Origin of the sequence: Hymenobacter crusticola, from assembly GCF_002154225.1 — a bacterium.
Lineage (GTDB): Bacteria > Bacteroidota > Bacteroidia > Cytophagales > Hymenobacteraceae > Hymenobacter > Hymenobacter crusticola.
In genome coordinates this window covers 35,638-49,705 of record NZ_MTSE01000018.1, presented here as the reverse complement: position 1 = coordinate 49,705, position 14,068 = coordinate 35,638, and the positions used below count along the sequence as shown (strand labels likewise).

At 58.7% G+C, this 14,068-nt stretch carries 7 protein-coding genes; 6 read left to right on the top strand and 1 reads right to left on the bottom strand.

The genetic code is table 11. The features are described 5' to 3' along the window. Positions 1 to 204: 204 nt before the first annotated feature. Positions 205 to 2,865, top strand: a complete 2,661-nt coding sequence (locus BXP70_RS22550) for an alpha-L-rhamnosidase-related protein (RefSeq protein ID WP_245849722.1) — start codon at positions 205 to 207, stop codon at positions 2,863 to 2,865. Between the two features lie 158 nt (positions 2,866 to 3,023). Here the strand turns inward: BXP70_RS22550 and cobA are convergent, their stop codons facing one another. Further along, on the bottom strand, positions 3,024 to 3,782 hold the full coding sequence (cobA, locus tag BXP70_RS22545) for a uroporphyrinogen-III C-methyltransferase (RefSeq protein WP_086596384.1): 759 nt from the start codon (positions 3,780 to 3,782) through the stop codon (positions 3,024 to 3,026). A gap of 651 nt (positions 3,783 to 4,433) precedes the next feature. Here cobA and nirB point away from each other — a divergent pair. The 5 genes from nirB to BXP70_RS22520 all read left to right on the top strand — a co-directional run bounded on the left by nirB (position 4,434) and on the right by BXP70_RS22520 (position 13,930). Next, a complete protein-coding gene (nirB, locus tag BXP70_RS22540; protein WP_086596383.1) occupies positions 4,434 to 6,938 on the top strand; it encodes a nitrite reductase large subunit NirB in 2,505 nt (834 codons plus the stop codon). A gap of 242 nt (positions 6,939 to 7,180) precedes the next feature. Next, positions 7,181 to 7,543, top strand: a complete 363-nt coding sequence (gene nirD, locus BXP70_RS22535; protein WP_086596382.1) for a nitrite reductase small subunit NirD — start codon at positions 7,181 to 7,183, stop codon at positions 7,541 to 7,543. Positions 7,544 to 7,610: 67 nt separating this feature from the next. After that, a complete protein-coding gene (locus BXP70_RS22530) occupies positions 7,611 to 8,900 on the top strand; it encodes an alginate export family protein (RefSeq protein WP_086596381.1) in 1,290 nt (429 codons plus the stop codon). Positions 8,901 to 8,957: 57 nt separating this feature from the next. After that, entirely contained in the window at positions 8,958 to 10,274 is a 1,317-nt protein-coding gene (locus tag BXP70_RS22525) for an MFS transporter (protein WP_086596380.1), read from the top strand. Positions 10,275 to 10,414: 140 nt separating this feature from the next. Then, the gene (locus tag BXP70_RS22520; RefSeq protein ID WP_086596379.1) at positions 10,415 to 13,930 is read left to right on the top strand and encodes a nitrate reductase; all 3,516 of its coding nucleotides are present in this window, start codon (positions 10,415 to 10,417) and stop codon (positions 13,928 to 13,930) included. Positions 13,931 to 14,068 lie beyond the last annotated feature (138 nt).

The window sequence follows — 14,068 nt, the reverse complement described above, 5'->3', positions numbered from 1 at the left end:
TTGAGGCGTACCAGAATACTGATCGAATCTTGGCCGTCTCGTTAGGGAATAGCAGCAGGTGGGAGACTATTATAGAAGAAACCCTTACTTACGGACGGCTCCACCCAAACGCTACTTGCAACTCCCTCTATGCCTGCTATTTTTCGCCCTTCAAGCCTCCTATTGGCCTGTTTGCTCGTAAGCTCTTGCCAAACCCAAAAACCAGTGGCTAGCACCCCAACCAACACCAAAGCCGACGAGGCACCCATTTGGCAATCCGACGCTTATAAGCTGTTCCGCGACCGGGTAGAGCAGGGCGCCTACGTGGCCAGAGCCGTGTCGCCGACGGAAATGACTTCAAACTACCGGAGTCCGGCCAACGCGTTTTTGAGTCCGAAGATTAGCTTCAAGTTCAGCCTCAACGGCAAAGACAACGAGATGCCTTCGGGGCAAGACCATGTGGTGGTGGCCTTGCCGAAAGCGGGTGCCACGGCTGTTGAGCCGCCGCTGCTCACGTTTGGCAAGCGCTACGAGGACCCAGCGCCCGTGCCGGCTAACACCTACCTAGCCCCCAATACGCCGCTGAAAATCAGGCTGGACCTGCGGCCCGTGCTAGCCGCGTTCAAGCAGCAAGGCTACTACACGTTGTACAACGGCGACAAACTCTACCAGCAAGACTTCAAGCATGTGTTTGTGGCTGGCAGCGTTGCGCCGCTGAGTTGGGACTTCGACAACCTGGTGAATAAGCCCGAGCTAGAGCTAAAAGACCCCGACGGCGACGGCATCTACGAAGTGCTGCTGACGCTCAACCAGCCGCAAGCCGCCAAAACCACGGCTACGCAGTGGAAGCAGTCCATCAACACCACCGACTTTCCGCAGTACACCTCCGAGTACCCACTGGCTGATGCGCTCTACAACCTAGCTTTGGAAGAAGCCCGCCGCGCCGTGGAGCCCGACGGCACCTTCCGCACCGGCAAGGAGTGGGCCGGCGTCTGGACGCGCGACATCAGCTACAGCATCATTCTGGCCCAAGCAAGCCTGCAACCGAAGGTCGCCATGAACAGCCTGCTGCGCAAAGTATCGCCCGAGGGTCGCATCATTCAGGATACTGGCACAGGCGGCGCCTACCCGTGCTCCACCGACCGCATAATTTGGGCCACGGCCGCCTGGGAAATCTATAAAGTAACCGGTGACCAGGCGTGGCTGCGGCAGGTGCACCCCATCATTAAGAAGTCGATTGAGGACGACGTGCAGAACGCCTACGACCCGCAAACCGGCTTAGTTCGCGGCGAGTCCTCCTTCTTGGATTGGCGCGAGCAAACCTATCCGCGCTGGATGCAGCCCGTCGATATTTACGAGTCGGAGAACCTAGGTACCAACGCCGTGCACTACCAAGCCAACGTAGTGCTGGCCGAAATGGCCCAGCAGCTCGGCGACCAAGCCGTGGCGGCAAAGCATCAAAAGCTAGCTTCTCAGATTAAAGAAGGCGTAAACCAACACCTGTGGCAAGCGGATAAAGGCTACTACGGACAATTCCTGTACGGTCGCACCAACCTAGTTTTGTCGCCGCGGGCTGAGGCGTTAGGGGAGGGGCTGAGCGTGTTGTTTGGGCTGGCCGAAGGCGAGCGGGCGCAGCAAGTCGTAGCCAAAACGCCCATCACCGCCTACGGCGTACCGTGCATTTACCCCCAGATTCCGGGCATTCCGCCTTACCACAACAATGCCGTGTGGCCCTTCGTGCAGAGCTTCTGGGCGCTGGCCGCCGCGAAAGTCGGCAACGACGCTTCCCTTACCGAAAGCATGGCCGCCATCTACCGCCCCGCCGCGCTGTTCTTGACCAATAAAGAGAACTTCGTGGCCGAAAACGGTGACTTCGCGGGCACCCAAATCAACTCCAGCAACATGCTCTGGAGCTTATCGGGTAGCCTAGGTCTTGTTTATAAAGTGCTGTTCGGCATGCAGTTCGAGCCAAACCGGTTGGTGTTTCACCCATTCGTGCCGCAAGCCTTCCAGGGACAGCGCAAGCTCACGGGCTTCCACTACCGCGGCGCCGTGCTCGATATCGAGCTACAAGGGTTTGGCAACGAACTCAGCTCCATCACCCTCGATGGGCAGCCGCTGCCCGACGCGGCCGTGCCGGCTAGCCTCACCGGGCAGCACACCGTGCGGATGGTGCTCAGCAGCAAAGCGCCCAAGGCAGCAACCGTCAACCGGGTGCCCAATCGCTTCTCGCCCGAGACGCCCACCGTCAGCTTCGCCAACAACCGACTGACCTGGACGAAGCAGGAAGGTGTAAAAACCTACAATGTGCTGAAAGACGGGCAGCTACTCACCACCACAGCCAGCACGGAGCTAGCTGTTTCGGCTGCCTCCTTCGCCGTGTACCAGGTAGTTGCCGTCGACGACCTAGGGTTAGAGTCGTTTGCCAGCGAGCCGCTGCCGGTCGGTACGCAAGCTGCCGGCCAGCAATACCAGCTCGAAACCATTGCGCCGAAAGCAGCGCTGCCTTACAAAGGGTTCAGTGGCAAAGGCTTCGTAGAGGTGAGTAAGACAAAAAACACTGCCCTCACTATTCCAGTAACCGTGACCGAAGCTGGCCTCTACGCCGTCGATTTCCGCTACGCCAACGGTAATGGACCCATCAACACCAATAATAAATGCGCCATTCGCACGCTGCGCCAAGGGCAGAAGCTGCTCGGTACCATCGTGTTGCCGCAGCGTGGCGTGGAGGAATGGTCGAATTGGGGCTTTACCAACGCCGTGCTCGTGCGCCTCGAAAAAGGCACGCACTCACTGACCCTAGCTTTCGAGCCCGCCAACGAAAACATGAACGGCGAAGTCAACCAAGCCATGCTCGACTACCTGCGCGTGCGGAAGGTGCAGTAGAAGCAAACTAAAGCTAGCTCCCCTCCTCAGATGAGGAGGGGTTGGGGGTGGTTGAAAAGCTAGAATATAGATAACTAGAGCTAGTGTTGGAATCGTTCTGACGTGTGGTCAACCACCCCCGACCCCTCCTCATCTGAGGAGGGGAGCTAGCTTTAACTTTAGATCTGTTTAGAATTCAGCATCTCACCGCTTCGCCCCACGGCTACCACCCAGCCGATGACGATGAGCGCGGGGTAGGTGAGATGGTTGTCGTGCACGAGGCTAGGTAGGTCTTTCACTTGCCCTACTACCGACTTCCGGTAGGGCAACGAGGCGTGCTGCACCACGGCTACGGGCACGTCGCCGCGGCCGGCTTGCAGGTAAGTGGCCGCAATTTCCTCCACCTTTTTCATGCCCATGTAGATAACCACTGTGGCGTTGCTCTGCATGGCCAGGCGCAGGTCGTTGGAGAGGGTGCCGTCCTTTTTGGTCCCCGTAATCATCCAGACGCCTTCGCTCACCACCCGGTGCGTGAGTGGAATGTCTTCAAAGCCAACAGCTTGCATGCTCGAAATGCCGGGGATATAATACGCCGGAATGTTGTGCGAGCGGGCAAACAGCATTTCCTCGAAGCCGCGCCCGAAAATGAACGGGTCGCCACCTTTCAAGCGCACGACGCAGCCTTTGGCCAGGGCCTTTTCCAGGATCATCTCGTGAATGGCCTCCTGGGGCGTGTAGGCGCCGTAGGGCTTCTTGCCGACGTAAATCTTCTCGCAATCCTCGCGCGGAATGGTCAGCAGATCCTTGTTGGCTAGGTTGTCATACAAAACCACGTCGGCCTTCTGGAGGATCTTATACGCTTTCATCGTCAGCAATTCCGGGTCGCCCGGACCAGCACCAACTACATAGAGTTCAGGGCTTGCTGTAGCAGTAGGCATAGTGAGTTGACTTGATGAAGTACTGAGCTGTTGACCTAGAAGCAATTAGCTGCTGCTGAACCCAGCATGAAGAGGATAAGCGCAGTTAACCGCTAGCCAAAGCAAGCTAGCAGAAAGGCAATCTGCAACCCGAAGAGGTTTGAGCAAGCAGTAAAGACACTTTTTTAAAGAAAAAGTTGGCAGTGCTGTGCCACAGGGCTGCTTACATAGGCTGCTTGTAATATAACTCCGTGCTAGCTGCTCGGGCGCTTTTGCAGGCCTATAGTCCCTTTTTCGCGCAGTTCAGCAGCAAGGCAAAGCGTTTTCCAGTGATTCCTCACTAAAAAATGAATAGTACAAGCTCACTTAATCAAAAAAGTGAGAGTGTTAAAAAAATAGGGGGTAGCTTGAGGAATTAGCAACTATTTCAAACTTGACTATTGCTTATTAAGGGTGTTTGACTATAAATTGCATGAAAATATCAAAACATACCCTTTGAAAGAGGGGGCGTTTTGAAAAACTCACCTTATTTCTAGTAAAGGTGCCTCTTACGGAGGGGCATTCCGGAAATAAGGGTGTCGGGCTCACTGAAAGGCACGCATAGCGGCCACTAAGACCGACAAGCAGCACGCTTCTCCTTCAACTTTTGCTCAACAGCTAACCGTAGTTGCTATGACACAGCAAAGTCTCCCCACCGTCGTTGTGATTGGGAATGGAATGGTCGGATACAAGTTTTGCGAGAAGCTCCTGGCAAAATCGACCGCCTTCAACCTGGTTGTGTTCGGCGAAGAGCCCCGCGTGGCCTACGACCGGGTGCATCTGAGCGAGTACTTTGGCGGCAAAACGGCCGACGACCTGCTGATGGCGCCGCAGCAGTGGTACCACGACAACCACATCACGCTGCACCTCGGCGACCCAGTGCAAGAAATCGACCGCGCCAGCCAAACCGTGCACTCGCGCCGCGGCCTCGTGCAGCCCTACGATTACTTGGTGCTTGCCACCGGCTCGTCGGCGTTTGTGCCTGATATTCCGGGCGTTGAGAAAGAAGGGGTGATGGTGTATCGCACCATCGAAGACCTAGAAGAAATTAAAGCCTACGCCGCCACGGCCAAGTCGGGCGCGGTGCTTGGGGGCGGCTTGCTCGGTTTGGAGGCGGCCAAAGCGCTGCTCGACCTAGGGGTGGCAGAAACCCACGTTGTAGAGTTTGCCCCGCGCCTCATGCCGCGGCAGATCGATACGGCCGGCAGCGCCATGCTGCAACACAAGCTGGAAGCCCTCGGTCTGCAAATCCATTTGAGCAAAGCCACGTCCAGCATCGGCGGCAACGGCAAGATTGACGCGCTGCACTTCGGCGACGGCTCCATCTTGGAAGTCGACATGCTGGTGATTTCGGCCGGTATTCGGCCCCGCGACGAGCTAGCTAAACTGGCTGGCCTGGAAGTGGGCATGCGCGGCGGCATCGTGGTGAACAACGACATGCAAACCAGCGACCCGCAGATCTTCGCCATCGGCGAGTGCGCCCTGCACAGCGGCATGATCTACGGCCTGGTAGCGCCTGGCTACGACATGGCCGAAGTAGTAGTGAGCCAGCTCACGCAAGGCGCCCGCGCCTTCACCGGCTACGACATGAGCAGCAAGCTCAAGCTCATCGGCGTCGACGTGGCGAGCTTCGGCGACCCGTTCATTGCCGAGCCGCACAGCCGTTCCATCGTGTTTGAAGACGCGCACAGCGGCGTGTACAAGCGCATCAACATCAGCCCCGACGGCAAGTATCTGCTTGGTGGCGTGCTCATTGGCGATGCAGAAGCTTACAACATGCTGCTGCAAACCGTGAACAACAAGATCGTGCTGCCGCCGCACCCCGAAGACCTGATCCTAGGGGCACGGGGCGGCGAGGCCAGCGAAGGTGCTGGCGTGATGAACCTGCCCGACGAGGCGCTGATCTGCTCCTGCGAGGCTGTGACCAAGGGCGACATCTGCTCGGTGGTGAACGAGCTAGGGGTGACCAGCGTCGACGGCATGAAGAAGTGCAACAAGGCCGGTACCGGCTGCGGCGGTTGCGTGCCGATGGTGAAAGACTTGATAAACAGCACGCTGAAAGCCAACGGCGCCTACATCAAGAACGTCATCTGCGAGCATTTCGACTACTCGCGCCAGGAGCTGTTCGACCTGTTCCGCATCAACGACATCCGCACCTACGACGCGGCGCTCGACCACTTCGGCAAGGGTGACGGCTGCGAAGTCTGCAAGCCGGCCGTGGGCAGCGTGTTGGCGGGCCTCTGGAACGAGCTGATTGTAAAGCAAAGCACGATTCAGGACACCAACGACCGCTACCTAGCCAACATCCAGAAGGGTGGGAGCTACTCGGTGGTGCCGCGCATTGCGGCCGGCGAAATCACGCCGGAGAAGCTGATTGTCATTGGCGAGGTAGCCCAGAAATACGGCCTCTACACCAAAATCACGGGTGGGCAGCGCATTGATATGTTCGGCGCCCACCTCAGCGACCTGCCCGATATCTGGGAAGAACTGATCAACGCCGGTTTCGAGAGCGGCCACGCCTACGGGAAGTCGCTGCGCACGGTGAAAAGCTGCGTGGGCAGCACCTGGTGCCGCTTTGGCCTGCACGACAGCGTGACGTTCGCCATCGACATCGAAAACCGCTACAAGGGCATCCGTTCGCCCCACAAGCTCAAGAGCGGCGTGAGCGGCTGCGTGCGTGAATGCGCTGAGGCTCAGGCGAAAGACTTCGGCATTATTGCCACCGAAAAAGGCTGGAACCTCTACGTGTGCGGCAACGGCGGCGCCAAGCCCCAGCACGCCCAACTCCTCGCCTCCGACATCGACACCGAAACCTGCATCAAGTATTTAGACCGCTTCCTGATGTTCTACATCAAGACGGCCGACCCGCTGATGCGCACCGCCACCTGGCTCAACAAGATGGACGGTGGCATGTCGTACCTGCGCAACGTCATCATCAACGACAGCCTAGGTATCTGCGCCGACCTGGAGGCCGAGATGCAGTTGCTCATCAACAACTACCACTGCGAGTGGAAAGAGGTGGTGGAAAACCCGGAGCTGCGCAAGCAGTTCTCGCACTTCGTGAACGCGCCGAAGGAGAAAGACCCGAACATGAAGTTCGAACTGATGCGCGGCCAAAAGGCGGTGGTGGAGTGGTAAGGAGTGTAACGGGGGCGCCTCACCCCTAGCCCCTACGCCGCTTGATGCGCGGAATGAAAAGGAGAGGGGAACTAGCTCTAAGACTAGGTTTCTAGCCTAGAGAAGGAGCAGGTATAAAAAGCTAAAATCTAGTCCCCCTCTCCTTTTCATTCCGCGCATCAAGCGGCGTAGGGGCTAGGGGTGAGGCGCCCCGTAAGGCATTCAACCGAGGCTTAGAACACAAAATCAACCATTTAACCCATATGGAACTAGGCGTTTTAGTAGCAGTTGATTGGGTGGCCGTGTGCAAAACCACGGATGTGCCCCGCGACGGGGGCGTGTGCGCCCTGGTACAAGGCGAGCAGATTGCCATCTTCAATTTCACGCGCCGCGGCGAGTGGTACGCCACCCAAAACCTCTGCCCACACAAGCAGCAGATGGTGCTGTCGCGCGGCATGATAGGGAGCACCGGCGACACGTGCGAACCCAAAGTGGCGTGCCCGTTCCACAAACGAACCTTCTCGCTGCTCACCGGCGAGTGCCTCAACGGCGACGAGTGCGCCATTACCACCTACCCCGTGAAGGTGGAAGGCGACCAGGTGTATGTGGGGCTGAGCAACGGCTAGCCCCGACGGTGTTGGCGTGGTGCGCGGATTTCCGACCTCAAGATTCCTCTGGCCCTACCGCTAACTCATGCTAAAAACCTTTACGCGCACCCTTCTCCTCGGAGCAGGAACCCTCTTACTTACTTCTCACGCGGCGTTTAGCCAATTTGTCCTATCAGCCGAAATCCGCCCTAGGGCGGAGCTTCGCAACGGCTTCAAAACGGTGCGAACCAGCGCCGACAAGCCCGCCTTCTTCGTGGAGCAACGCTCCCGCCTCAGTGCCAACTACACCCACGACAAGCTGCAAATGCGCATGACGGTGCAGGATATTCGCATTTGGGGCAGCACGAGCCAGGTGTATAAGTCGGACCCTAGCTTGTTCAACGTGTACGAGGCGTACGGCGAATACCGCTTTTTGCCGCGCTTCTCGGTGCGTGTAGGGCGGCAAGCGCTGGAATACGACAATGCCCGCTTCTTCGGCTCGCTCGATTGGGCGCAGCAAGGCCGCAGCCACGATGCCGTCAAGTTTGTGTATGCCGACAGCACCGGCTTTGCCGTGCACGCCGGTGCCAGCTTCAACCAACCGTACTTTTCGGAGCCGACGAAGCTGTTTGATACCTACTACACCGGCATCGACAACTACAAAACCATGCAGTATGTGTGGCTGCACAAAGACTGGAGCAATGCCAAGGTCTCGGGCTTGTTCTCCAACGATGGCCGGCAGCGCACCACGGATTCCACGACTTACTACCGCCAAACCTACGGCGTGGTGGCCGAGCAAAAGCTAGGCTCTACGGTACTCGGCGGCGAGTTCTACTACCAAGCCGGGGCGAACTTGGCGGGCCGCAAGATCAGGGCCTACCTAGCCGCCTTCAACGCGACGTTCACCACGAAGCTCACGCCGCTGACCTTAGGCGTCGATTACTTGTCCGGCTCCGATGCGCGCGACTCCCGCGACCGGGCTTTCGTGCCGCTCTACGGCACCAACCACGCCTTCTACGGGCACATGGATTACTTCTACGTCAGCAACCCGCACGGGCAGAATGGCCGCACGGCCGGCTTGCTCGATGCTTATCTGAAAACCAGCTTTAAGCTGAGCCCCAAGGCTAATCTGCTGGCGCACGCGCACTTGTTTGAGTCGCCGGCCACGGTCTACCGGACTGCCAACAGCGACGAAAAGCTAGGTTCCCGCCTCGGGGAGGAGCTGGATTTGCTGCTCAACGTGAACGTGAGCCCCGAGTTCAACCTGAAAACGGGCTACTCGCACATGCTCGCCACTTCGTCGCTGGATGCGCTGAAGAATCGCCCGGCGGGCAAGTCTAGCAACGAGTGGGCCTGGGTGATGCTCACCTTCAAGCCGGTGCTCTTTCAACATTGATTGTCGCGGCCTAAGCCGTTGTTTCTCATCCACTTTTCACTTCAAACCTAGCCGAACATGGCCACAACCACCGCGGAGCAGCCGTTGAGCAAGCTCAACATCTTTTCGGGCAAGGGCGTGCAGATGCGCGCCTTCCACATCACCTGGCTGACGTTTTTCTTCTGCTTCTTCGGGTGGTTCGGTATTGCGCCGCTCATGCCGCTGGTGCGCGAGCAGCTGCACCTCGATAAAGGGCAAGTCGGCAACATCCTGATTGCCTCGGTGTCGGCAACCATCCTAGCCCGCTTGCTCGTGGGGCGCCTGTGTGACGCAATTGGCCCGCGCCTGACGTATTCGATGCTGCTGGTAGTAGGCGCTATTCCGGTGATGCTGATCGGTCTGAGCGACAGCTATGAAAGCTTCCTGTTGTTCCGCTTCGTGATAGGCATCATCGGCGCTTCGTTCGTGATTACGCAGTTCCACACGTCGATGATGTTTGCGCCCAATGTAGTTGGTACGGCTAATGCCGTGGCCGGTGGTTGGGGCAACCTAGGGGGCGGCATTGCCAACATTGTGATGCCGCTGCTGGCCGGCGCGTTCGTGAGCCTAGGCTATGTAGACAAGGCCAACTCTTGGCGCCTCGCCATGGTGGTGCCGGGCGTGATCCTGCTTCTTATGGCGGTGGTGTACTATAAATTCACCCAAGACACGCCCCGCGGCAACTTCAGCGACATTCAGCGCGACACTACGGCCAAGAAGAAAGGCACGTTTGCCGTAGCCCTGAAAGACTACCGCACCTGGATTCTGGCCCTCGCGTACGGCGCGTGCTTCGGCATCGAAATCACGGTGGATAACGTGGCCTCCATCTACTTCGTGGACCACTACAAGGCTACGTTGGTTATGGCCGGTTTGCTGGCGGGCATCTTCGGGTTCATGAACATCTTCGCCCGCGGCCTCGGGGGCTACGTGAGCGACATAGCCGGCCGCGCCTACGGCATGAGCGGCAAGTGGTATTTGCTCGGTGTTCTGCTGCTGCTGGAAGGCCTCGGCATTGCCTACTTCTCGCAAGCCGGCACCCTCACGCTGGCTATCATGACGATGCTACTTTTTGCCTTGTTCCTGAAAATGGCTAATGGCTGCACCTACTCCATTGTGCCGTTCGTGAACAAGCAAGCTATTGGCAGCGTGAGCGGTATCGTGGGCGCCGGCGGCAACCTAGGTGCTATGCTGGTGGGCTTCCTGTTTAAGTCGGAGAACATCAGCTACTCCACCGCCTTCCTCTACATCGGCATCGGCGTGGCGGCCACGGGCGCTATCGTGTTCCTGTCGCGCCTGCTCACCACCAAGACCAGCGAAGTACCTGCGACCGTCGATACGGAGTTGCAGCCGGCGTAAAGCGGTTACAGAACGATGTAGAGACGCGATACTTCGCATCTCCTCGTCAGGCAGCACTAATTAAAATAAAGGCAACAGCATACGGCGCGGACGCCGAGACGCGAAGTGTCGCGTCTCTACAGCATTACCTAGCTAAGAAGATGGCTACTAACGGACCAGCGAAAGACACGTTTACCAGCACCTGCTGCTACTGCGGCGTGGGGTGCGGCGTGACGGTGAAGAAGGAAAAAGATGGCTCCGTGTCTGTGGCCGGCAACCCGGAGTACCCCGTCAACCGTGGGATGCTGTGCAGCAAGGGCCTGAACCTGCAATACACCGTCAACGACCAGAGCGACCGGCTGCTGTACCCGCAAATGCGCTACAACCGCAGCATGCCTAGGCAGCGCGTGAGCTGGGACGAAGCCTTGCAGCGCACGGCCGCCGTGTTCAAGACCTTTATTGAGAAATACGGCCCCGATTCGGTGGCTTTTTACGCCTCGGGCCAGTGCCTGACGGAAGAATACTACGTGATTAACAAGCTGATAAAAGGCTTTATCGGCAGCAATAACCTTGATACCAACTCGCGCCTGTGCATGAGCAGCGCGGTGGTAGGCTACAAGATGGCCCTGGGCGAAGACAGCGTGCCGGTCTGCTACGACGACATCGAGCTAGCCGACTGCTTCTACGTGACGGGCGCCAACCCCGCCTGGTGTCACCCCATCCTGTGGCGCCGCGTGGAAGCACACAAAGCCGCCAACCCCGCCACCAAGATCATCGTGGTGGACCCGCGCGTGACCGACACCTGCGCCCTGGCCGACCTGCACCTGCAACTCACGCCCGGCACCGACGTGGTGCTGAACCACGCCATCGGCCGCGCCCTGATCGAGAACGGCGACATCGACCTAGCGTTCATCAACGACCACGCCGAAGGCTTCGAGCAGTACAAGCAAGTCGTGTTTGAGCGCACGCTGGCCGAAGCCGCTCGCATCTGCGGCGTGCCGGAAGAGCAAATTCGCTTGGCCGCGCAGTACATCGGCTCAGCCAAAGGCTTCATTTCCATGTGGACGATGGGCCTGAACCAGAGCGCGGTAGGAGTGGATAAGAACCTGAGCCTGCTAAACCTGAACCTGATTACGGGCCAGATCGGTAAGCCCGGCGCGGGGCCGCTTTCGCTCACCGGTCAGCCGAACGCCATGGGCGGCCGCGAGGTGGGTGGCTTATCAAACCTGCTGCCGGCGCACCGCAACCTAGCTAACCCCGCGCACCGCGCTGAGGTGCAGCAGTTTTGGGGCGGCACCACGTTGTCGGACAAGCCGGGGCTGACGGCCACCGAGATGTTTGAGGCTTTGAATGATGGCCGTTTGAAGGCTATCTGGATTATCTGCACCAATCCGCTAACCAGCTTGCCCAACGTGCGGCTAGCCGAAGAGGCGCTGAAGAAGGCCAAGTTTGTGGTGGTGCAGGACATCAGCAACAAGCCCGAAACCCTAGCATACGCCGACGTGATTCTGCCCGCCGCCGCGTGGGCCGAGAAGGAGGGCACCATGACCAACTCCGAGCGGCGCATCAGTCACCTCGCGAAAGTGGTGGACGCCCCCGGCGAAGCCCTGCCCGACGCGGAAATCATCTGCCGCTTTGCCCGCACCATGGGCTACCCCGGCTTCAATTACGACTCGCCCGCCGCTATCTACCGCGAGCACGCCCGCCTCACGGCGGGTACCAACCTCGATATTTCGGGCTTGAGCTACAGTGTGTTGCAGGAAAAAGGCTCGGTGCAGTGGCCGTACAAGGTTGGCCAAAAGGACCTAGGTACGCCCCGCCTGTTCGTCGACAACATCTTCTATACGCCATCCAAAAAGGCCATCATCCACGCCACGCCCGTTAGCTTCCGCAGCGAGGAACCCGACGAAGACTTCCCCTTCATCCTGACCACCGGCCGCATCCGCGACCAGTGGCACACGATGAGCAAAACGGGCAAGGTCAACAAGCTTAAAAAGCACATTTCGCAGGCGTTCCTGGAGATTCATCCGCAGGATGCGCCCCGCCTCGGCATTGTGGAGAATGACTTGGTGGAGGTGGAGTCGCGGCGGGGGAAGGTGCGTGTGCAAGCTAGGCTCACCAGCAACATCAAGCCGGGCGTGGTGTTCCTGCCCATGCACTGGGGCAAGATCCTCGGCAATGACCTGAACCGCGCCAACAACGTGACCAGCGGCGCCTTCGACCCAATTTCCAAGGAGCCCGATTTCAAGTACTGCGCCGTGCGGGTGGACAAGTACCGCAAGCCGTTCCAGCGCATTGTCGTAATTGGGGCCGGTGCCGGGGCGTACGGCTTCGTGAAATCGTACCGCGAGCTGAACCAGGACGACGAAATCACCATCTTCAGCAAGGAAGATTTCCCCTTCTACAACCGCGTGATGCTGCCCGACTACATCAGCGGGCACCAGGGCTGGGACCGGCTGGTGAAGATGCAGGACCACGAAGAACCTAGCTATAATATCCGGTTGCTCCGGGGTGTGAGCGTGGAGCACGTCGACCGCGAGCAGAAGTTTGTCATCGATTCGCGCGGGCAGCGCACCGACTACGACGTGCTGCTTATGGCCACCGGTAGCCGCGCCGCCGTGCCCAAGCACGTGCCCTCGTTGCCGGGTATCTTTAGCATGCGCAGCCGCACCGACGCCGACAATTTCAAAAACCATCTGCCCGAAAACGCCCACGTGGTCATCGTAGGTGGCGGTTTGCTAGGTTTGGAAATGGCCGCTTCGTTGCGCGAAATCGGCACGCGTGTTACCATTATCCAGCGCATTTCCCGCTTCCTCGACCGCCAGCTCGATGCCCTAGGTAGTCAGCTGTTGCAGGAAGAAATGGTGGACCAAGGCTGCGACCTGTACTTCAACGACGAAGTGGAGCTGTACTACGGCCGCTCCCGCCTCACCGGCGTAGGCCTGAAAAGCGGCCGCCGCATCGACTGCGACGCCCTGATTATGGCCATCGGCACGGTGCCCAACCTGGAGCTAGCCCGCGAAAGTGGCCTCGTGTGTCGGCGCGGGGTGGTGGTGAACGAGCGCCTGCAAACCAGCGACCCCAGCGTGTACGCCCTCGGCGAAATAGCCGAATTTGAAGGCACGCTCTACGGCATCACGGCCGCCGCCGAGCAGCAAGCCGACGTAGTGGCCCGCTACCTCAGCGGCGACATTGCCAGCTACTACGGCGGCAGCACCTTCATGAACATTATCAAAATCCACGGCTTCGACCTGTGCAGCATCGGCTTGCCCGAGGCGCCCAACCCAGAGCACTACGAGGAAATTGTGTTCATGGACAAGGCCAAGCGCTACTACAAGAAGTGCATCATCCACCAGGACCGCCTCGTGGGCGCCATCCTCATCGGCGACAAAAGCGAGTTCCAGGAGTTCCGCGAGCTGATTGCGGGCAAGATTGAGCTAGGGGAGAAGCGCCTGCAACTCCTGCGTAGCGGCGCCAAAGCCGAACCCGTGCTGGGCAAACTCGTGTGCAGCTGCAACAGCGTCGGCCGCGACAACATCCGCCAAAAAATAGCCGCCGGCTGCACCGATCTGAAGGAACTGTGCGCCACTACAGGCGCCGGCACTGGCTGCGGTTCCTGCCGCCCGGAGGTGAAGCAGATCCTGGAAGAAAGCCTGCTGACGCTGGAGGTGCTGTAGAAAGCTAGGTCGTGCAACGTGTGCTAACGAGGGCGCCTCACCCCCTAGCCCCCTCTCCGAAAAGGAGAGGGGGGACTAGCTTCTAGCATTTTAGAACTATCTACTTCTAGACTAGAATCCTAATACTAAAAGCTAGTT

Excerpts from the sequence above, each read along its gene's own strand:
- cobA (WP_086596384.1), bottom strand. The coding sequence starts at position 3,782 with ATGCCTACTGCTACAGCAAGCCCTGAACTCTATGTAGTTGGTGCTGGT.
- nirB (WP_086596383.1), top strand. The coding sequence starts at position 4,434 with ATGACACAGCAAAGTCTCCCCACCGTCGTTGTGATTGGGAATGGAATG.
- nirD (WP_086596382.1), top strand. The coding sequence starts at position 7,181 with ATGGAACTAGGCGTTTTAGTAGCAGTTGATTGGGTGGCCGTGTGCAAA.
- BXP70_RS22530 (WP_086596381.1), top strand. The coding sequence starts at position 7,611 with ATGCTAAAAACCTTTACGCGCACCCTTCTCCTCGGAGCAGGAACCCTC.
- BXP70_RS22525 (WP_086596380.1), top strand. The coding sequence starts at position 8,958 with ATGGCCACAACCACCGCGGAGCAGCCGTTGAGCAAGCTCAACATCTTT.
- BXP70_RS22520 (WP_086596379.1), top strand. The coding sequence starts at position 10,415 with ATGGCTACTAACGGACCAGCGAAAGACACGTTTACCAGCACCTGCTGC.